Here is a 19,256-nt window from a genome sequence, read left to right on the forward strand (position 1 = left end):
AACCGGGAAAGCCCGGCAAAAGGCAAGGAGGAGGCCCTGGAATGAAGCGCAGCCGCGTGAACGACATCATGGAGGAGGCGGACGCGACGATGCGCCGCTTCGGCTTCGTCCTGCCGCCCTTCGCCTATTGGACACCCGAGGAATTTCGCACGCGCGCAAGCAATGCGCGGCATGTCATCGACGCCCGCTGCGGCTGGGACATCACCGATTTCGGCGCGGGCCGGTTCGACGAGCTTGGCCTTTTCCTGTTCACGCTCCGGAACGGAAAGCTCTCGGACCTCGAGGCCGGGCGTGGCATGTGTTACGCGGAGAAGCTCCTGATTTCGAAGAAGGATCAGCTGTCGCCCATGCATACGCATTTCCTCAAGGCCGAAGACATCATCAATCGCGGCGGCGCCACGCTCTGCGTCGAGCTTTTCGGTTCAGACGATGCGGGCGGCTGTGCCGAGGATCGCGGCGGCACGGTCATGTGCGACGGCGTCGCTGTGGAATACGGCCCCGGCGAGATCCTGCGCCTTGCGCCCGGAGAAAGCGTCACCCTCCGCCCCGGCGACTGGCATGCCTTCTGGGGAGACGGCGGCGATGTCCTGATCGGCGAGGTTTCGACCGTGAACGATGACGAGACCGACAATATCTATCGCGAGCCGCTGGGGCGGTTCTCCGACATTGAGGAGGACGCCGCGCCGCGCCACCTGCTGGTCTCCGATTACGCGCGGTGGCTCGCATGAACGAGCAGCTGCAAATCGTGGAGATCGGCGACGGCCCGCTCCGCGCCCGCCTCGTCAATCGCGGCGCATCGGTCGCGGCACTGACGCATGACGAGATCGAGACGCCGCTCGTCCTCGGCTATGACGATCCCGCCGCCTACCTGACCGACGCCGAGTTCATGGGGGCGATCGTCGGCCGTGTCGCGAACCGGATCGAGGACGCCGAGGTCGAGCTCGATGGCGCGCGGCACCGCCTTGTTCCGAACGAAGGCCCCACCATCCTGCATGGCGGACCGGACGGCACCTGGGCGCAGCTCTGGACGCTGGAGGCGGCAAGCGAGACCGAGGCGCGCTTCACGCTGACCTTGGCCGACGGGCATATGGGATTTCCCGGAGAGCTGCGGATCGAAGCGCTCTATGCCTGCTCGGGCGAGACGCTGAGCATGTCGCTCACCGCGAGCACCGACAGGGCGACCTTCTGCAACCTTGCGAGCCACATCTATTACGCGCGCAGCCCCGACGCGCGGCTCATGGTCCCGGCGGATACCTATCAGCCCGTCACGAACGGCATACCCGATGGCGACCCTGAAACGGTCGCGGGCACGAGGTTCGACTATCGGACACCGTCGCCCATCGCCTCGCCCATCGACCACAACCTCTGCCTGTCCCGGCACCGCGCGCCATGCCGGGAGATCGCGGTGCTGGATGAGCCGAAATACCGCCTCGCGATCGCCTCGACCGAGGCGGGGCTGCAAATCTATGACGGCGGCCATCTCGACCTGCCGGGCGGTATCGGCGGACGGCACTACCGTGCCGGTGACGGGCTCGCCCTGGAGCCGCAGGCCTGGGTCGATGCCCCGAGGCGTGCCTGGGCCGATCAGGTCATCCTGCAGCCCGGCGAGACCTACGCACAGGAAACCCGGATCATCGTTACCCCGCGCTAGTCGATCTCGACGACCTTGCCGGGGTTCATCAGGTTCAGCGGATCGAGCGCGCGCTTGATGTCGGCCATCACGTCCACCGCGTCGCCGTGCTCGTCGCGCATATAGGCCATCTTGCCCGAGCCGATACCGTGCTCGCCAGTGACGGTGCCGCCCAGATCGAGCGCGACATGGCTCACCTTCGAAGCCAGCGCCTTGGCCCTCGCGACCTCATCCGCGTCCTCTGGATCGACGAGGATCGAGAGGTGGAAATTCCCGTCGCCCACATGGCCCACGAGCGGTGCGACAAGTCCGGCCTCGGCGATCATCTCCTTGGTGCGCCGGATGGCCTCGGCCAGCGCGGAGATCGGAACGCAGCTGTCGGTGACCACACCCCGCGCGCCGGGCCGCAGCGATTGTGCGGCGTAATAGGCGTTGTGGCGCGCTTCCCAGAGTTTCGTCCGGTCTTCGGTTTTCGTGGCCCAGGCGTAATTGGCCGCGCCGAACTCCTCTGCGATGTCGCGGAAGCTTTGCACCTGTTCCTCGACGCCCGCTTCGGTGCCGTGGAACTCGAGGAAAAGATGCGGCCGTTCGGGCAGGCCCAGATCGGGGTTGTAGAGGTTCATTCCCCGCATCTGCACCTCGTCCAGGAGCTCCACCCGCGCGAGGGGCAGACCCGACTGGATGGCAAGGATCACCGTCTCGACCGCCGCGCCGATATCGGGAAAGTCGCATGTCGCGGCCGAGATCCGCTCGGGCTGGCCAAAGAGCCGCAAGGTGAGCTTGGTGATGACGCCCAGCGTACCCTCGGAGCCCACGAAGAGATGGGTCAGATCATATCCGGCGGAAGATTTGCGCGCCCGCGTGCCGGTCTCGATCACCCGGCCATCCGCAAGGACCACCTCGAGCGCGAGCACATTCTCGCGCATCGTCCCGTAGCGGACCGCGTTGGTGCCGGAGGCCCGCGTCGCGGCCATGCCGCCGAGGGTGGCATTCGCGCCCGGGTCCACGGTGAACATGAGACCCGTCGCGCGCAACTCCTCGTTCAGCGCCTTGCGGGTGACGCCCGGCTGAACGACCGCGTCGAGATCCTGCTCATGGACCTCGAGGATCCTGTTCATCCGGCTCGTATCGATCGAGATTCCGCCCTGAAGCGGCACGACATGCCCTTCCAGCGAAGAGCCGATGCCGAACGGTACCACCGGGCAGCGATGGGCATGGCAGGCGGCCATGATCCGGCTGACTTCCTCGGTGCTTTCGGGAAAAACCACGGCGTCGGGCAGGTGCGGCGCGGCATAGGCCTCGTCGCGCGCGTGCAAATCGCGCACGGATGCGCCGGTCGAGATCCGCTCGCCGAGCCAGTCCGACAACTCGGCGATGAGCGCGGCGTGACCGCTTGCCTGTCCATCCATGAAGATGCCCCCTCTGTTCACTCGATACCCTAACAGCCGGCGCTTTCCAGCGCGAGAGGCGGCGCTCAGGCCACGCCTTTACCCTGCGGCATTCCGCGCCGCTTGAGCGGCGGGGATGGGTGGCGTAAAATCGCCGATAACGTAACGTTGGGGCCTCAAAGCCCCGCCCCTTGGGTGCGACCCGCGGATCAGACCGGCCCTGCCCGACCGCCAAAGCACCGGAGCGCGAATCATGTCGAAAGACCGCAATGTCTTCGAAGCGGTGAAGTCCGGAGCAGCCTATGAACGGCCGCGCCTGCGGGACGGGCTCTCCGTGTCCGAGACCAGCGGCAAAAGGGGCGCGGGGAAATCCGCCCCGAAATTCGAGCTGACAGACCCTGCGACCGGCAAGACCTTTTCCCTTTCACCCGAGGAAAAGCACCTCCTCGAGGCTGCGAACGGAGAGCGCCACTTGCGCGAGCTGCATGAAGGGCAGGATGCCGAGACGAAGCTACCCCCCGAACAGGTGCTCGATTTCTTCCGCCGTTTGCATATCCGTGGCTTCCTAGGCACCGAGGCACCCGCGCCCCAAGCTCCGCGCAAGCCCGCACGGAAGCCCGCCGCCGCCCGATCGCCCGAACGCAGCCGTGCCAGCGCACCGCACATCAATGCTGCACCGCGAACAGCCAAGGCAAAGGATGCGGCGAAGCCCGTAGAGACGGATCCGCGTGACGCCAGCCCGGCATCCGCGACGGACGAAGACGCCGGACCCAAGGCCCCGACGGCACCGGCCCGGAAAAAGCCTGCGCGGATCACGAAGGCGCCGGATGCGGCGGCCCGGACCGCCAAGGTCGAGCCCAAGGCGCGAACCGCGACCGCGAGCAAGACGTCCCTGCGCGCGGAACCGGCCAAGTCAATGCCTCAGCCCGAGGCAGATCGCTTCGACGCGGTCACCTCCGATCTCCGGGCAGATACGCCGCGCCCTGCGAAAGCGCGCAAGAGCGAAGACGATGCTCTCGCCGCAATGTTCGGCCCGGACGATTTCGACGACGGCATGTTCGGCCCGATGGGCGGCACAGGCGCACCGGGCGGATTTGGCGGAATGGGCGGCGGCGGACTGGGCGCAGGTGGCGGGTTTGCCGGTGGGTTCGGCGGAGGTGGCGGGCGCGGCGGCGGCAACGGCGAACGACTGCGCGCCATTCTGCAGGCGCGCCAAGGCCAAGGCGGCGGCTTCCAACCTCAGCAAGAGGTGCAAGGTCCGGCGCGGCTGACGCTTTTCAATCCAGGCTTTCTTCTGAAGCTTCTCTACGTCGCGGGCTACCCGCTCAAGTTCCTGTTCTGGGCCATCGTGCCGCTTGTGCTCGTGGCGGGTATGACGGCGGCGCAGAATTGGCCGATCCTGATCGCCGATCTGAACGTCCTCCTCACCCAATTCTCCAAGATCGGGCTTCTGATCACTGGCGCGCTCTCCGTGAACCTGGTCTCGCGCCTCGCGCAGGGTGTCGCGATCCGGGCGCATGGCGGACAGGTCAAGGGGCTCGGCCTTATGCTCGTCTTCGGCGTCGTGCCGCGTTTCTTCGTGGATACCGGAAGCGTGCGTGGACTCGACCGGCGCGGACAGCTTTGGTCCTACGGCGCGCCCCTTCTGGCGCGGCTGTCGGTCTTCTCACTCGGCATGGTCTTCTGGGCGGTGACGCGCGAAAGCGGCACATGGGCGTCCGAGCTCAGCCTGATTTCGGCTCAGTTCGGGCTTATCATGTTCCTCGTGACCGCGCTGCCCTTCGTCCCCGCAGAGGGTCAGCGCTGGATGTCCGTCTACATCAACGAGCCGCAGCTTTTGCCGAAGACACTCGGCGCGCTCCGCCACGTCTTCCTGGGCGGTCCGATGCCGCAGACGCTGACGCGGGCCGATCTCTGGCCGCTCGTCTTCTTCGGCGTCGGCGCGGTGCTGACGACCGCTGCGATCGTGCTCGGCATGGCAGCCTATGCGGCGGTGGCGCTCGAGGCCGAGCTCGGCGGCACGGGCGTGTCGATCTTTTTCTTCCTCGTTCTGGCCTTTGTCCTTTGGCTCCTTTCGATGAAGGCGACGCTCGGCCGGCGCATGGCCGCCGCACGGGCCTTCGCGCCGGGCCTTGGCGGGACGGCAGAGGCAGCGGCGCGGCCCCACCCGATGAGCGCGCGCGCAGATACCGGGGCAGGCACGTCCTCGGGAACCGCTCGCGTCGTCTGGGCGCTGATCGGCGTCGGCCTTCTTGCCGTCGCCTTCCTGCCCTACACCTACGAGGCGGGCGGCCAGGTGGAGATTCTTCCCAATGCGCGCGCGCAGGCAGTTGCGCGCACGGATGGCGAAGTGCTCGAGGTGATGGTCACCGAAGGTCAGGGCGTGGCGCGCGGCGATGTCGTGGCGCAATTGTCGGATTGGGAACAGGTGCGCGAGATTGGCCTGACGCGGGCGCAGCTCGATGCCGCGCAAGCGACACTGGCCCGGCTCGAAGCCGGCGCGAAACCCGAAGAGATCCGGCTGGCCGAAACGCGGCTCGAAAGCGCGGCTGCCGCCGTCCAGTTCTCGCAAGACGAGCTGACCCGCGCCGAGGAGCTCCTCGCGCGAGAGGCGATCAGCGAAAGCGAGCACAGCCGCGTCTTGTCGCGCTTCCAGGCCGATCAGAGTGAAGTCGCCGAGGCCGAGGCGAACCTCGATCTCGTGCGCAGCGGAGCCACCGCAGAGGAACTCGCCATCGCCCGCGCGGATGTCGAACGGCTGACGCTCGAGCTCGACTTCCGCGAGGCGGAGCTGGCCCGAACCCGCATCGAGGCGCCGATGGACGGACGCGTAGTGACCCCGGATCTCGGCCTGAAGATCGGCAGTTACCTGCGTGTCGGCGAGACGTTCCTCGAGGTCGAGAATACCGGCACCGTCAACGCGACAATCGCTGTGCCGGAATTCGACATCGCGCTCGTGGAGCCGGGCGATCCGGTGCGGATGAAGCTGCGCGGCGCCCCCGATGCGCCGATCGAAGGAGTTGTCGCCTCGATCTCGCCGGCCGCAGAGGAAGAAGGCTTCGGCCGGACAGTGCGCGTCGATGCCGTGTTCGACAACCCCGATGCGCGGCTGAGATCAGGAACGTCGGGCTATGCCAAGATCGAGGGTGAAGAGATGCGCGTCTGGCAGGCGTATCTGCGCAGCGTGAAGCGCTTCTTCCAGATCGAGTTCTGGTCCTGGATCCCCTGAGGATGTCGGGCCGGGACCGAAACGCCCCGGCCCGCTTGCTTATTGTGCGAAGGATGCGGCGAAGGCGCCGATGGATTGGCCCCGCTCGTTTTGAAGCGCGGCATTCACCGTGCCCACTTCGTGCTCGGCGCCTTCGAGAATGATCACCTGAACGAAAGCGCCTGCGCGCTCCATCTTGGAGATGGTATCCTGCACAGAGGGGAAATCCTCTCCCGAGAGGTTTTCGCCGCGTCCGCCGCCGGCGACGGGCACCAGGCTGTCGCGGCGTCCATGAATATGGGCGACCCGGACGCCGGCCGCATTGGCGCAGCTTCCCAAGAGCAAGGGACCGGACATTGCCACAACGCCCTGCACATCGCCGGGCCGCGAGCAGGCGTAGCGGTAAGCCATCATCGCCCCGTTGGAATGGCCGATGAGGTAGATCCGTCCGCGTTGCGCGATGCCCTGGCTGACCAGCGAGTTGATCGCCTGGGAGATGTAACCCACATCGTCGATATTCTGCTCGGCCGCGCTGCCGCAGCAGGAGCCTGCATTCCAGGTCGCGCGATCGCTCCGCCGGAACTGCTGCGTGCCTTGCAGGTAAGCCGCGTTGAATCCGCGCGCGGCAAGCTCGTCACCGATCGGCACCTTCGCGCGGAACCTGTCGGCGCTGCTGAGACCGCCATGCAGCACGAGGAATGTCGGCTTGGGCCCAGACCCCGGGGCACGCACGATGTCGATCGGCCGCCCTGCGACAGAGATCGTGTCGGTGCCGCCCGCCGAGGCGCTGACAGAGGTCGCGTTGTTGCTATTCGCGTTGTCGACGGCCTGGGCAAGCCGTCCGTTGCCGCAAGCAGCCAGCAGGCCGACCGCGGCCGTCGCGCCGAGCATAAATTTCACGAAAGGGGTCATGTGAGGTCTCCTTGAAGGATGAAATCTGCTGCGGTGTGACACCGCTCCGCCCGCATCACACGAGCCAATCCGGGGCCTCGAAAGACGCGGATACGCTGCTGCTGCCGTCCGTCGTGTCGAGCGTCCAGGACCACAAGAAAGACAATTGGTCGTTTCCGGGAAAGCGCACCTGTTGGAAGACGATGAGTTCGTCGTCGAAATGCTCGGGCGCTTCCATCCGCACCGGCCCGGTCGCAATCCAGTCAGGCGTGGCGAGCTCGGCGAAATCGGACCAGCTCTGCCCGCCATCGAGGCTCTCCATCACGATGAGCGTATCCGTGTGCGGGTCATCATACGTGACGTAGAGACCGCCATCTGTCTCGACGCTGATCTGCGCTGTCGTCACACCGTGAGGCACTCCCGGAATGTCGGCCGGTCGTGTCCAGCTATCGGACACACCGTCATACACCATGAAGCTCAGCTCCTGGTTGGTGCCGACCATCACGATGTAAAGGGTGTCTCCGTCCTGCGCTGTCGAGAAGTGGCTCGCATACCGCCCGATCGCACCATCGCGGTCGATCTCGGTGAAGTTCCAGACGCCCTCTCCGATGGAGTAAGTCGCCCAGGTCACGGTCTCTGCGGTGGCATAGATCAACCCGACTCCATCCTCGGTCGCAAGGATGCGGGCAGACCCCGCCTCGGCGTCGAGGGTCGTCACCACGGTCTCGGTCCAATCGCGCCCGGCATTGTCGGACCAGGCGACGGACAGGACGACACCGTCGTCGGTCTCTTCGCTGTAGGCGATCCAGAGCCGTCCGGACGCCGCTAAAGTGATCGTCGGATGCGCCGCGTTCGGAGACATCACGTCGTCGACGACCGTCGTGGTATACGCCACGGTCCAGACATCTTGCACGGTGTCGTAATCGAGCTTGGCATAGGCGATCGCGCCATTGCGCGTCGTATAGACCATGATCGCCTCATCCTCGTCGCTGGCGATCCGGATATCGGCGGTCGAGGCGAAGCCTGACGCGTTGAAGGTCATGTTCTGATGCCAGCTCGCACCGTTATCGGTGGATGTGAACAGGACGAGCCCGCCACCGAGACCGAGATTTATGAGCATGTGCAGATCGCCATCGGATGTCTCGACCACATGGTCTTGCATCCTTGAGACGATCATCTTGGGCGAGATCGCGAACGTCCCGGCCACCAAGCCGCTGTCGAGAACATGGCCAGGCGCCTCTGCACCCTTGAATACGAAAACCGAAACGCCGCTCTCGAGCGGCTCAAATGAAAAGCTCACGGCACCACCACCCCTAGGGAACCGTAAGGCAGTCTTACCGATCTTGACGTAAAGTCAATTATTTCGAAGTCGCAATGACGCCGGTTTGGTGCCGCGCACGAAATCCGGCGCGGTTTCAGGCAGCCTGAAGCTCTTCCTGCAGAAAGCCGACCACATCCGTCACGGACACATCGTCGACATAGGCCCCGTCCTGGATGAACAGCTTTTCGAATGGCAGCCCCTTGCGGCCAAGCTTTTGCTCGATCGCCACGCAGAATTGCACGACGTCGATGCTTTCGAATTCGAGGTCTTCGATCAGTGTGGTCTCGGCCCCGATGCCTCCCTCGATTTCGAGATCCCAGTCCTGAACGGTCTCCTCGAGGACGGAAGTCACAACGGACTGAAGGGCTTGTGTCGACGTATCGGTCATCTAGGCGCTCCTGCGTTTCTGGCAGCGTTGGAAACGGCCAATGTCGGACCGTCGTGGCGGTCCCGGCGATTGGCGTGGCACATCTTGCGATGACGTTGGGTTAGCCGCATTGCAGAAACCGAACAAGCGGGGCGGAAAGCGCCCCTTGCCGGACGCGGTAGCGATGCAACAGCGGCTTTGCGCTGGACCGGGACTTGTAGGTGGGCGCTATTCGGGCGGGCCGTCGCGCTTTTCTGCCGCCTGTCCGCCCATGCTGTCCGCGCTTGACACGTAGGAGGCCACGGTGCGCCCGATGAACGCCTCGAGAGATCCTCGGTTGAGTTTCAATGGGTTGGCGTCGAGCTGGCGATGTCCGGCGCCATCGAGCACGATCCGCCAAAGGTCCGCCCCGCCGGGCGGTGCCGGCCAGAAGCTGAGCTGAGCCCGCGTCCCTCCGAAGCGGACCCGCTTTTCGCGCGGCGCTCCGGCAACGCGATTGCGCCGCTTCCAGAACGCCAGCGTGTCCTCGGCACCGAGAAGCCGCCCGCCAACGGAGAAACCGGCCATCTGCGGCACTTCGCCGCCTGCCCAGGGAATCACCGGATCCTTGGTCGCCTGCACAAGAAGCATGGCCGCCGGGGGCCCCGATTCGGCGCGCAGGGCCAGCGCTTCGGGCAGCGCCGCCACGACGGCCACGCTCAGCGCCGGCGGCTCGGGCAGTTCCAGCGCGAGGCGCATCGCGAACATGCCGCCGTTGGAGACCCCGATCATCGCCATCGGCATGGGGCCGGGTCCGAGCGCCGCGCGCTGACGAGCGATCAGCGTCTCGACAAAGTCCCGATCCGCGGGCCAGCCCGCCTCGAGCCGCTGCCGCCCATCCGCCCAATGGGGCACGGCTTGCGGAAAGGCGATGTCGTGGCCCTCGGAATGCATAGCCAAGGCGAGTCCCGAGCGACCCGCGAAGCTGACAGCCGATCCGTGTCCGCCGTGAAAGCCGAGAATCAGGGCACGGCGCGGCTCTGCCCGCACCGGATGTGCCGGAAGCACGACCTTTCTAGAGCCGTGCGGCGTGGCGACCGACAGCGTCTCGAGCTCGGGCCGGGCGCGTCTGTGCCTAAACCCGAGCCGCGCCATTCCGGCCCAGCCAGACCTCGAGCCCGCCTTCAGGGTTGTCCTCGTAGCGCCACTCTCCGTCCCCCGGTACCGCAACGCGCGGGCCGAAGACGTTCGCAGTCCCGGTGAACAGCCCGGCCGGCGTCGAGACGAGGTTGCGGATGCCCCAGTTATAGGCATTGCCGAACCCCGTCCGCGTGACCGGCATCCAGTTCTCGCCATCGGCGGTGCGCCAGAGGTCCGCTCCGCCCTCGGCAGCGATGATCGTTTCGGGGTCAAGCCGGTCCATCAGGCTCTGCACCATGCGCGGCGCCTGATCGTAGCGCGCCCAGCGCAGGGTGACCGACCAGTCGTAGCTGCCGCAATAGAGCCAGCCGTCATGCACACCCATCGCCCACATGTAGCCGTTGAAGAAATGCCCGAACCCCGCCTTCAGCCCCGAGAGCGGCGCGCGCCCGTCATCGTCACGATCGCCGACGATCACGTCGCAGGTATCGTCGGCATTGACACGCAGCACCTCCGCCGCCGCCGGACCGACGCCGTTCACCCGGTCATTGCCGCCGCCTTGGATGCCAGTGCCGACGTAGAGCGCGCCGTTGAACGCGGTCATGCAGGCGACCGCCTGGTTGAGCGGTCCGCGTCCGGCGCCCTTGTCCACCACTTGCCGCCATTTGTAGGGAAACGGACCCTGTGCGGGATCGGCGGGCGATCCATCGGTGGCCCAGATCTGCAGTCCTTCGAGGTTGAGCGTGCCTGCGTAAAGCGTGTCGTTCGCCACCGCGAGACTGAAGATGCCCAGATTGCCTGCGCCACCGAACCCGGGATCGTTGACCGGTTGCCAATCCCCCGCCTCGGGCGCGTCGGAGGCAAAGATCTGCGGCAGGCCGGTGGAGTTCTGCTGCCCGCCATCGGTGCCGCGCCGGGCGGTAGGCGCGAAATGCATACGTCCGCGAAACTCGATCAGGCTGCGCGTCACAGAGAAGGGCGGGTCGATGATCCCGTACTTGGTGACCGGCTCGAAGCTCTTGCCATCGCGCGAGCGCAGGATCAGCCCGCCCGGCGCACGGCCTGGCGCCCAGGCGGCGATATAGAGCGCGGGTTCGTCATCACCCGGCCCCTGATAGACCAGCATCGAGCGGTAGCCGATCTCACGCGGGACGGGCTTGCCGTCCGCACCTTCGACGAGCGGCGCACGGAAGACCATCTCCCAGCGTCCATCGGCGGGATCGAAGGCCCAGATCTGAGAGCGCCGGTCGAGCTGATAAAGCCCGTCCATCGTGTCCGGGCATTCCACCGGCCAGACCTGCAGCGGCATCGTCGCGTAGGAGGATTGCAGGCGCAGCATGCACATGTTGGACCGCGTCGTGCCGAGGTAGAGCTTGCCTTTGAACCACGCCATCGAATGCGCGTAATTGTTGTGCCCGTCGCCGAGCCCGCCGACGCCGACCCGCGTGAAATCGCGCTCGTGCAGTCCCTTTGTCGGGAACGGATCGGGGCGAGGCGCGGCGCTTTGTGCGGTCATTCGGCCTTCGTCTTTCCGCGTCGCTTGCGCAAGGGAACGGGAGCAATGACCGAGTTATAGAGGAACGCATCGCGCGGCAGCGTCACGAGGTAGTGCACGAACTCGGCAACCTGTCCGGGGGTGAGCATCGCGCGCGGCTTGAGCGCGGCGGTGCCTGACTGGTCCCAGATATTGGTATCGACCGCATCGGGCAGCACCGTCTGCACCCGAACGCCGTCGCGCTGCACCTCTTCGGCGAGGCTTTCGGAAAGCCCGAGAATCCCGAATTTAGAACTCGCATAAGGCCCGTCGAAAGCGCGTCCCTGCTTGCCGGTGACGGAGGAGATGTTGACGATATCGCCTTCCTTCTGCGCCAGCATCGGCTTCAGAACCGCGCGGTTCGACAGGAAAGTGCCGGTGAGGTTCACGTCGATGACCTTCCGCCATTCCTCGAAGGTCGTGTCGGCGACGGGCTTCAGCGTTCCCCCGACGCGCAGGATGCCAGCGGAGGCGACGAGGATGTCGATCCGTCCATCAAGGGCCATCGCGGTGTCGGCCATCCGCGCCATGTCGTCTTCCGAGGTGATGTCGGCGGCGCAGACCGTGGCCGCCGCGCCGATCTCTTCGGCGACGGGCGCGAGCGCCTCTGCGCTGAGGTCCACCAGAACGACGCGCGCGCCCTCCTCCGCGAATTTCAGCGCCGTGGCGCGGCCGATGCCGCCCGCGGCTCCGGTCACGATGGCTGTCTTGCCGCTGAGGCTGTCACTCATTGCGGGATCTCCTCGGTCATCAGGTCTGGGCTGCGCGGGCGCGCGGCATCGGCAGAAGGTGCGGGTCGGGCAGGGCCATCTCGAGACCGAGCTCGATGAGCCCGACGAGCGCGACGGCGAAACTCTCGGGCGACATCGTGCCGCCGAACGGTCCGGCGAGGGCCGTGCCCTCGATGAGGGGCGTCTCGACCGTGCCCGGAAAGATCGTGCGGACGACGATGCCCTCATCCTCGAGTTCGCGCGCCATCTCGCGGCCGAGCGCGGCAAGCGCGAATTTCGTCGCGCAATAGGCCGGGGCGAGCGCCTGGCCCTTCATCCCGTGCGGTGTGATGGAAGACCCGATATGCACGATGTCACCGAAGCCCGCCTCGCGCATCAGCGGCAGCACGGCATGATCGGCAAGAACAACTCCGTGCAGGTTGACGTCGATGGATTTCTGCCATTCGGCAAGGCTCAGATCATGCGTGCGAGGCGGCAGGCTGTCCGCGCTTTCACGCCCGTAGACGGCGGAGGCAACCAGCAGATCGACTTGACCGATCTCGCGCATGAGCGCCGCAATGCCGTCCATGTCGCCGGCTTTCGATACGTCAGCTGCCTGCGTGACATGGCCGAGCCCTGGCCCGGCGCCATCGAGCGCTTGGGCCAGCGCCGCAAGGCGGTCCTGCGCGCGCCCCACACCGACAACCTGCCAGCCGCGCCGCGCAAGCTCCAGCGCCACGGCCCAGCCGATCCCGCTTGTCGCGCCGGTGACGAGGGCGATCTGCCTATCGGTCATTGCGAACGCCTCCGCCGCAGGGCCGCGCGCAGGATGGGTCGCTGATGCGCCCGCGCACGGGTTCGCCGCTCTGCAGCCGCGCCGGGACGCTCGACCCCGGCGATGAAGGCACGCAAGGCCAGCGCGAAGAGGCGCGGTTTGACGATGGGGAAGAAATGCCCCGCACCGGGCACGACGATGCGGCGCGCGCCGGGCACAAGCTCCATCAGCGCCTCCGAGGTCGGCAGGCAATGGCTTTGTGCGCCGTAGACCAGCAGGAGCGGCATCTCGAGGGCAGCGAGCTTTTCGGGCGCGAGCGGCGCCTCGTCATCCATCTCTTGCCGCGCGCTGGTCCTCTCGAGCAAGCCCCGCCACTTTTCCGCACCCCGCGCGCCCATCTGCCGCGAGCGCAGGTTGATCCCGGCGCGTTTGCGAGGCCGGCCCGCCGCCCGGCCCTCCACGCGCGCCGAGACGCCGCCGGTCGCCAATGCCGCCTGTCCGCGCGCACCAAGATCCGACAACAGGCGAAAGTCGATCTCCGAATCGTCGGGCGGGAAGGTCTCGACCCCCTGTTCTTCGAGCTGTTTGCGCCAGACCGGCCAATGCGCCCAGTCGCAAAGCCGCATAGGTGGCTGGAGCGTCCCGACCTGAGTGTCCGCGACCGTCAGGCTCGCCACGCGATCGGGCGCCATCATCGCGACGACAAGCGCCACCCGCGCGCCGTGACTGTGCCCCACAAGATGCACCCGGCTCAGCCCGGTCTCGTCCATCAGCGCCAGCACATCCCGCGCGAGCGCCTCGAGCCCGTAGCCCGTCTCCGGCATGGAGCTGCCGCCGTGGCCGCGCAGATCGGGCAGCAGCATCGGCATCTCGCGGCCGAGATGCCGCACCGCACCGAGATACCAGAAGGCAAGGTTCGCGCCGAGGCCGTGGATAAGCACCACTGGCGTCTGCCCGTCCTCGAGAGGCGGGCCGACAAGCTGGTAGTTCAGCGTGACATCGGGGCGGACCAGTTCCGGCATGGCATCCCCCGCGTCAGTCCATGTAGCCGAGCTTTTTCATCTGTCTCAGGAGCGCCTCGCGCTCTTCCTTCGTGGGTTCGGGACGATCTGCGTCGCTCGTGGCGGCGGCGCTTTTGGTCGTTCCTGCCTTGGTCGCCGTGATGCCCGGCACCAGCGCCTCGACCGGCACCCGGCCTTCGAGGTTCTTGGGCACGGGCAGGCCGAGCAGGGTCAGCATCAGCGGCGTGATGTCGAGAAGGTTCAGCGCATCGACCTGCTCGTCCTGCCGGAATGCGGGGCCGTGACCGATGAAGATGCCCTCGGGCCGGTGCGTGCCATCCGCGAGATCGCGCGGCTTAACCGCCTCGTCCGAAGAGATGATCGACACGAACCCACCATCGCGCAGCTTGAGCGTGATGTCCGGGCACGGCTCCACGAAGGGGCGGCCACGCATCTTGTTCATGTCGAGCCCGGCGAGCACGGGCTTGCCGTCCTTGTCGGTCCAGGCCAAAAGCTCCTCGCGCAGCTTCAGCGCGACATCCATGTACTGATCCTCGGTCACGCCGGTGCCATCGCCGGGATCGGGCTTGATGAAGATCGCATTCGAGGACGGTGTGGGACAGAAGGCGCGCGTGCGCTTCCAGTCGATCATCGCCTGATGATCCTTGAGCTTGTCGGCGGCGAGCTTCGCCTCGCCCTCGCCATAGCCGCCATCGCGCCAGTGCAGGTAGCCCTTATCCGCGAGCCACTGGTTGATATAGACGATCTCGTCCGTCGGCCCGAACCCGTGATCCGAGGTAATGATCACGTTCACGTCCTCGCCCGCCGCCTCGACCATGCGGCGGATATTCTCGTCCATCCGCGCGTAGAAATCTGTGACGAGCCGCGTGATCTTGTCGGTCTCTTCGCCGGGCTCGCCCGAATAGACGTTCGGGTCCATGTAGCGGTAGAAGAGGTGCTGCACTTTATCCGGCCCGTCGAGCACGATCGCGGCAAGCTCGGTCGGATCTTCCTTGAGCAGGCGGCACATGACGTCCGTCCAGGCCTTGTCGCGGACGTTCTGCAGCTCGATCCATTCTTCATGCTCGTCGGGGGCGAGGCCCTGCACGACCTTCTTCTCCTCGCCGATATCCATGCCGAGGTCGCGATAGTCGAAATCGTCCGACGCCTTCAGCTCTTCGAAGAAGGCTGGCGGATGGATGCCGCCGCGAAGGTGCTTCCAGGGCACGAAACCCGACGCGATATAGCCGTCGATCTGCGGCGCGGGATAATAGCCGAAGAAATTGAGCGCGGTTGCCCGCTTGCCGCCGCGATTGGCCATCGAGAAGACAGACTCGGCGCGGTTGTCCCTGCCGTCATTGATCTTGAGGAAGACGTTGCCGTCCTCGAGGAAGGCCGGGCGAAGGAAGTCGTAGATCCCGTGCGTTTCAGGGCTGACGCCCGTGGTCATGGACGTCCAGGCCGGCGGCGTAAGCGGGTTCCGCGTCGACATCAGGTGCGCCACGGTCCCGTTCCGGATCAGGCTCGTGAGGAAGGGTAGAACACCCTGCTCGGACAATGGCTTGAGAAGGGTGAAGGTGGCCCCGTCAAGGCCGATCATCAGGACGCGCTGAGACACGGGGGATCGCTCCGGGCTGGAAATTCAAAACATGAAATACTGCAATTGCACAATTAATCGGGTAGCAGAGGCCTACTGCCCTCGCAAGGCAAACCACCGCTTGCACAGTAAGGTGTCGCACTATAGCCCGAACGTGCCTCAGGAATGGAAGACCCGATGTCGGACAAGCCGTCAAAGGACGCCGATCGCGACGTGACCGCCGAATTTTCCGATGTGCTGCGCGCACAGAAGGAAAAGCAGGAACGGCTGCGTCACGTGCAGGAATTCGTGACGACGCCGACCTTCCTGGATTTCGCGCAGATGTCGGTCGAGGTTTCGGACGATCCCGAGCAGCTCGAGGCGCGGCGCCGCGACATCACCTACCGGATAGAGATCCTGCGCTCCGTTCTCGGCTTGCTCGAGGATGAGCTCGAGGCGATGGATCGCGTCTCATCCGTGCAGGAACGCGACAAGGCCTGAGCTTCGAGCAATCCCGCCGTTGCATCTTCGGGCAGGCTGGGTCTTAGTCTTGGTGGAGAACCCTGCGCCATCCGAAGCGACGAGGTCGATGCCCGAACCCCTGTTCATAATCGCGCCGCCGCGGTCCTACACCTCGCTGATCGGCGGGATGATCGGTCAGCATCCGCAGATCTACGGTCTGCCGGAGCTGAACCTGGCCCATACCGAAACTCTGGGCGGCGTGATGGCCACGCTGAAAGGTCCGATCGCACCCTTGATCGCCGGAATCCTCAGGCTTCTGGCCGAACTGCACGAGGGCGAGCAGACCGAAGACGCCGTGGTGCGCGCCCGCGCCTGGATGATGAAGCGCGCCCATTGGACCGTCGACCGTGTCTTCCAGCACATCCAGGAGCAGGTCGGCGACCGCATCCTTCTGGAGAAAAGCCCGATGACGGTGATGAACGTGGAGCACATGCGCCGCCGTCACCGCATCTTTCCGCGCGCGAGTTACCTGCACCTTACACGGCATCCGGTAACCACCGGCACCTCGCTCATGTCCCTCCGCGAGACAATGTTCGCTGGTGGCGCGGTCGGCGGCGGCGAGGCGGCACCCGGCCGGCCCGCGCGAGATCCCGAGAACCAGTGGCGAGCCTGTCACGAGAATATCGAAGCCTTCACCGCCGAACTCGAACCGGGCCAATGCCTGCGCGTGAAGGCGGAACTGCTGCTGAGCGATCCCGAAGGCTACCTCGCGCAGATCTGCGACTGGCTCGGCATCGATAGCAGCCCCGAGGCCATCGAGGCGATGATGCACCCGGAGACCTCGCCCTTCGCCTGCCTCGGCCCGCCCTCGGCGAAGTTCGGCAACGATCCGAACTACCTCAAGAATCCCGCGCTCGACCGTGAGCGGATCAAGAAGGTCAAGGCACCGCCGCTCGACACGCCGATCACCTGGCGCAGCGACGGGTCTCATTTCGCGCCTGCGACGATGAAGCTCGCGCGGCAATTCGGCTACGGATGAGCGATATGGCGAAAGATCATCTCAAGGCTCCGGAGGTCCTGGCCAAGAACGGACTTGGTCATCCGTCGAGCGCCGTCGCGCAAGCCTTCGCCCTGTTCGATGGCGCGGTTTATCTCGGCGCATCTGCTCCACGCGCGAGCACGGCCGAAGACGCCGCGCGGATCTTCCGACACTTGCCGGACGGCGCCTCTTGGACGCCCTGCTATACCGCAGCGCCACGCCGGCTCGACGCGGCAGCAGAGGCGCGCCTTGCCGCGCGCCGCCCGCTGGCAGACGCCACCGGCGCTCCAGAGACATTGGCCGAAGCTTTCGGCATCACGTGCTTTGCCCCGTTCGAGGGCAAAGGCGACGGCCTAACGCGGCTTTATGCAGGGACGGCGTCGCTGTTTGGTCCGGGGCTCTTGCGATCCGGGCCAGGAGGCGCTTTCGAGGACATTTCCGCGCCGCCCTTTGCTGAAGGCGACATCGCGACGGGCGCGCTTCAGTCTTTTCAAGGCCGTCTCTACGCCGCGCCTCGGGGAGAGATCACCGCCGAGATCGACGAGGCGGCTGCGCCGCGTACGGCGCGTCTTTACGCATCAGACGATCCAGCCGATCCCGAGAGTTGGCAGCAAGCCTCGCGCCCCGGTTTCGGCACCGACCTGCCCGGCGAGATCGTCGCGCTCTGCGCAACGCACGGGCATCTCTATGCTGCGACGGCCTGCGCGCGGAAAGGCTTCGCGCTCTGGCGCACGGAAGGCGGCGAGAGCCTGCCGCATAACTGGACGCAAGTGCTCGAGGCCGGCGCATTCCGGTTCGCGCAGAACATGATGGCAGCCTCGCTCTGCGCCTTCGGAGACCATCTTTATATCGGCACCGGCATTCCGGGACTGGGCGCGGCGCGCACTATCGACGTGGCCGAAGCCGCGCCGGAGCTTTTGCGGATCGCGGCGGATGGAACCTGGGACGTCGTGGTTGGCACGACGCGCATCTCGCCCGACGGCCTCAAGGTGCCGCTCTCAGCGCAAGGGCCGGGGTTCGACGATCCGTTCAACGCGGCGATCTCGGCTCTCGTTGAACATGACGGCGCGCTTTACGCTGGCACGCAGAACTGGGCCCCCTACGCGGCGATCCATGCGGGCGAGGGTGTGCCCTTGCAAGGCGGCTTCCAACTCTGGCGCAGCCTGGATGGCGAAAGCTGGGAACCCGTTCTCGACGAAGGCGCGGGCGAGGTCACGGAGACCGGGATCCGCGCGATGATATCGACCGAGGCGGGCCTCTGGATCGGGACCGAGCGGCACACGCCCCTCATGCGCCTCATCGACCGTATGGCGGGCGGCGCGCGCACGGAACTCGCCGCTGCCTCAACAGGCTTCTCTGTCCTGAAACTGGCTTAACTGTAGCCCACGGCCCGCGCCGCTTTCGGCAAGGCGACCGGTGGCGCGGGTTGCGTCTCCACGATCTCGGCGAAGGGCTGTATGTCGCTCGGCGCATGCGCCCCGTATGGGCCCGGACCCGCAAAGGGCGAGGCTTCGGGCCTCGCCATAGCCGCGCAGGCCGCCGCGTCGGTCGTCAGTCCCAAAGCGCGGGCAAGCCTGCCCATCTCGGTCTCGGGCGCCGCGGCGACATCCTCGATCCGCACCGCGTGGCGCGGCGCATCCGGCAGAAGTTCGGCCAATGCCGCGGTTGCCTCTTCGGCCATCGACCAGAGCTTGACCGGATCGGGGCTCTTCTTCTGACCTTCGATCGCGCCGCCGCTTGCCCCGAGCAGGGTCGCCACCGCCCCGTCACCGCGCGACATGATGAGTTCGCGATAGCTGGCGGGATGCTTGCGCACTGTCACGATCTCCGCATCCGGGTAGAAGGCGGCGATCCGGGCGCGCGACTGCGTGTCGAAAAGTCCAGCGCCCAGCGGGATCACCGCGCGGCGCGGCGCGAGCCGGTCCCGGAAGAAGTCAGCGGCCATCGAGGTCGGCCAGAAGAGCCGCTCCATGAGCCAGCGGCGGGCCATCTCGACGGAGAGCATGCTCTGCTCGCCCCCAAGCAGAAGGCCGAGCGCGCGCAACAGACCGTGCAACTGAGCCGCGCGGAAGCCCGTCATCTCGAAGACCGCATCGTAAAGCGTGTCTTCCGTCTCGATATTGAGGAACGGAAGGTCGAAGGCTTCGGGGTTGCGGCCCAGCGCCGCGGCGATGGTGCCTATGGACGCGCCGGGCGCGCCGACGACAAGAATGGGTTTCGGCCGGCTCATCCCCA

General features: G+C 66.2%; 17 protein-coding genes. 6 read left to right on the forward strand and 11 right to left on the reverse strand.

Annotated elements, in window-relative coordinates:
• Nucleotides 1-41: 41 nt before the first annotated feature.
• Together BM171_RS04765 and BM171_RS04770 are read left to right on the forward strand one after the other, a co-directional pair.
• On the forward strand, nucleotides 42-728 hold the full coding sequence (locus tag BM171_RS04765; protein WP_093009673.1) for a D-lyxose/D-mannose family sugar isomerase: 687 nt from the start codon (nucleotides 42-44) through the stop codon (nucleotides 726-728).
• The gene (locus tag BM171_RS04770) at nucleotides 725-1,651 is read left to right on the forward strand and encodes an aldose epimerase family protein (protein WP_093009674.1); all 927 of its coding nucleotides are present in this window, start codon (nucleotides 725-727) and stop codon (nucleotides 1,649-1,651) included. Before BM171_RS04765 ends, BM171_RS04770 begins: the two co-directional genes overlap by 4 nt.
• On the opposite strand, the gene BM171_RS04775 is transcribed toward BM171_RS04770, so the two are convergent.
• On the reverse strand, nucleotides 1,648-3,039 hold the full coding sequence (locus BM171_RS04775) for an FAD-binding oxidoreductase (RefSeq protein WP_093009675.1): 1,392 nt from the start codon (nucleotides 3,037-3,039) through the stop codon (nucleotides 1,648-1,650). The genes BM171_RS04770 and BM171_RS04775 overlap by 4 nt on opposite strands.
• Nucleotides 3,040-3,271: 232 nt before the next feature.
• Between BM171_RS04775 and BM171_RS04785 the strand changes: the two genes are divergently transcribed.
• Nucleotides 3,272-6,247 (forward strand): HlyD family secretion protein, encoded by a 2,976-nt coding sequence (locus BM171_RS04785; protein ID WP_139218666.1) that lies wholly within the window; start codon nucleotides 3,272-3,274, stop codon nucleotides 6,245-6,247.
• Between the two features lie 39 nt (nucleotides 6,248-6,286).
• Here BM171_RS04785 and BM171_RS04790 read toward each other — a convergent pair whose 3' ends face one another.
• The 9 genes from BM171_RS04790 to BM171_RS04825 all read right to left on the reverse strand — a co-directional run bounded on the left by BM171_RS04790 (nucleotide 6,287) and on the right by BM171_RS04825 (nucleotide 15,562).
• Nucleotides 6,287-7,138: a CE1 family esterase gene (locus BM171_RS04790; protein ID WP_175497487.1), complete on the reverse strand. Its 852-nt coding sequence runs from the start codon at nucleotides 7,136-7,138 to the stop codon at nucleotides 6,287-6,289.
• Nucleotides 7,139-7,193: 55 nt separating this feature from the next.
• On the reverse strand, nucleotides 7,194-8,417 hold the full coding sequence (locus BM171_RS18855; RefSeq protein WP_175497488.1) for a sialidase family protein: 1,224 nt from the start codon (nucleotides 8,415-8,417) through the stop codon (nucleotides 7,194-7,196).
• Nucleotides 8,418-8,532: 115 nt separating this feature from the next.
• A complete protein-coding gene (locus BM171_RS04795) occupies nucleotides 8,533-8,826 on the reverse strand; it encodes a hypothetical protein (RefSeq protein ID WP_093009679.1) in 294 nt (97 codons plus the stop codon).
• Nucleotides 8,827-9,033: 207 nt separating this feature from the next.
• Nucleotides 9,034-9,939 carry an alpha/beta hydrolase family protein gene (locus tag BM171_RS04800; RefSeq protein ID WP_093009680.1) on the reverse strand — a complete coding sequence of 302 codons (906 nt, stop codon included), beginning with the start codon at nucleotides 9,937-9,939 and terminating at the stop codon, nucleotides 9,034-9,036.
• Complete coding sequence (locus BM171_RS04805; RefSeq protein ID WP_093009681.1) at nucleotides 9,920-11,440, reverse strand: hypothetical protein; 1,521 nt, start codon at nucleotides 11,438-11,440, stop codon at nucleotides 9,920-9,922. Before BM171_RS04805 ends, BM171_RS04800 begins: the two co-directional genes overlap by 20 nt.
• Nucleotides 11,437-12,189: an SDR family oxidoreductase gene (locus BM171_RS04810; protein ID WP_093009682.1), complete on the reverse strand. Its 753-nt coding sequence runs from the start codon at nucleotides 12,187-12,189 to the stop codon at nucleotides 11,437-11,439. Before BM171_RS04810 ends, BM171_RS04805 begins: the two co-directional genes overlap by 4 nt.
• Before the next feature lie 19 nt (nucleotides 12,190-12,208).
• Nucleotides 12,209-12,964 (reverse strand): SDR family oxidoreductase, encoded by a 756-nt coding sequence (locus tag BM171_RS04815; protein WP_093009683.1) that lies wholly within the window; start codon nucleotides 12,962-12,964, stop codon nucleotides 12,209-12,211.
• A complete protein-coding gene (locus tag BM171_RS04820) occupies nucleotides 12,961-13,965 on the reverse strand; it encodes an alpha/beta fold hydrolase (RefSeq protein ID WP_093009684.1) in 1,005 nt (334 codons plus the stop codon). Before BM171_RS04820 ends, BM171_RS04815 begins: the two co-directional genes overlap by 4 nt.
• Nucleotides 13,966-13,978: 13 nt before the next feature.
• Nucleotides 13,979-15,562: an alkaline phosphatase family protein gene (locus BM171_RS04825; protein WP_139218667.1), complete on the reverse strand. Its 1,584-nt coding sequence runs from the start codon at nucleotides 15,560-15,562 to the stop codon at nucleotides 13,979-13,981.
• A gap of 144 nt (nucleotides 15,563-15,706) precedes the next feature.
• Between BM171_RS04825 and BM171_RS04830 the strand changes: the two genes are divergently transcribed.
• The 3 genes from BM171_RS04830 to BM171_RS04840 all read left to right on the forward strand — a co-directional run bounded on the left by BM171_RS04830 (nucleotide 15,707) and on the right by BM171_RS04840 (nucleotide 18,397).
• Nucleotides 15,707-16,021 carry a hypothetical protein gene (locus BM171_RS04830; protein ID WP_093009686.1) on the forward strand — a complete coding sequence of 105 codons (315 nt, stop codon included), beginning with the start codon at nucleotides 15,707-15,709 and terminating at the stop codon, nucleotides 16,019-16,021.
• 88 nt (nucleotides 16,022-16,109) lie between these two features.
• Nucleotides 16,110-17,021 (forward strand): sulfotransferase family protein, encoded by a 912-nt coding sequence (locus BM171_RS04835; RefSeq protein WP_175497489.1) that lies wholly within the window; start codon nucleotides 16,110-16,112, stop codon nucleotides 17,019-17,021.
• 5 nt (nucleotides 17,022-17,026) lie between these two features.
• On the forward strand, nucleotides 17,027-18,397 hold the full coding sequence (locus BM171_RS04840) for a hypothetical protein (protein WP_093009688.1): 1,371 nt from the start codon (nucleotides 17,027-17,029) through the stop codon (nucleotides 18,395-18,397).
• Here BM171_RS04840 and BM171_RS04845 read toward each other — a convergent pair.
• Nucleotides 18,394-19,251, reverse strand: a complete 858-nt coding sequence (locus BM171_RS04845; protein WP_175497490.1) for a sulfotransferase family protein — start codon at nucleotides 19,249-19,251, stop codon at nucleotides 18,394-18,396. The genes BM171_RS04840 and BM171_RS04845 overlap by 4 nt on opposite strands.
• Nucleotides 19,252-19,256 lie beyond the last annotated feature (5 nt).

The sequence above is a fragment of the Roseivivax halotolerans genome (assembly GCF_900115815.1).
Taxonomy (GTDB): Bacteria; Pseudomonadota; Alphaproteobacteria; order Rhodobacterales; family Rhodobacteraceae; genus Roseivivax; species Roseivivax halotolerans.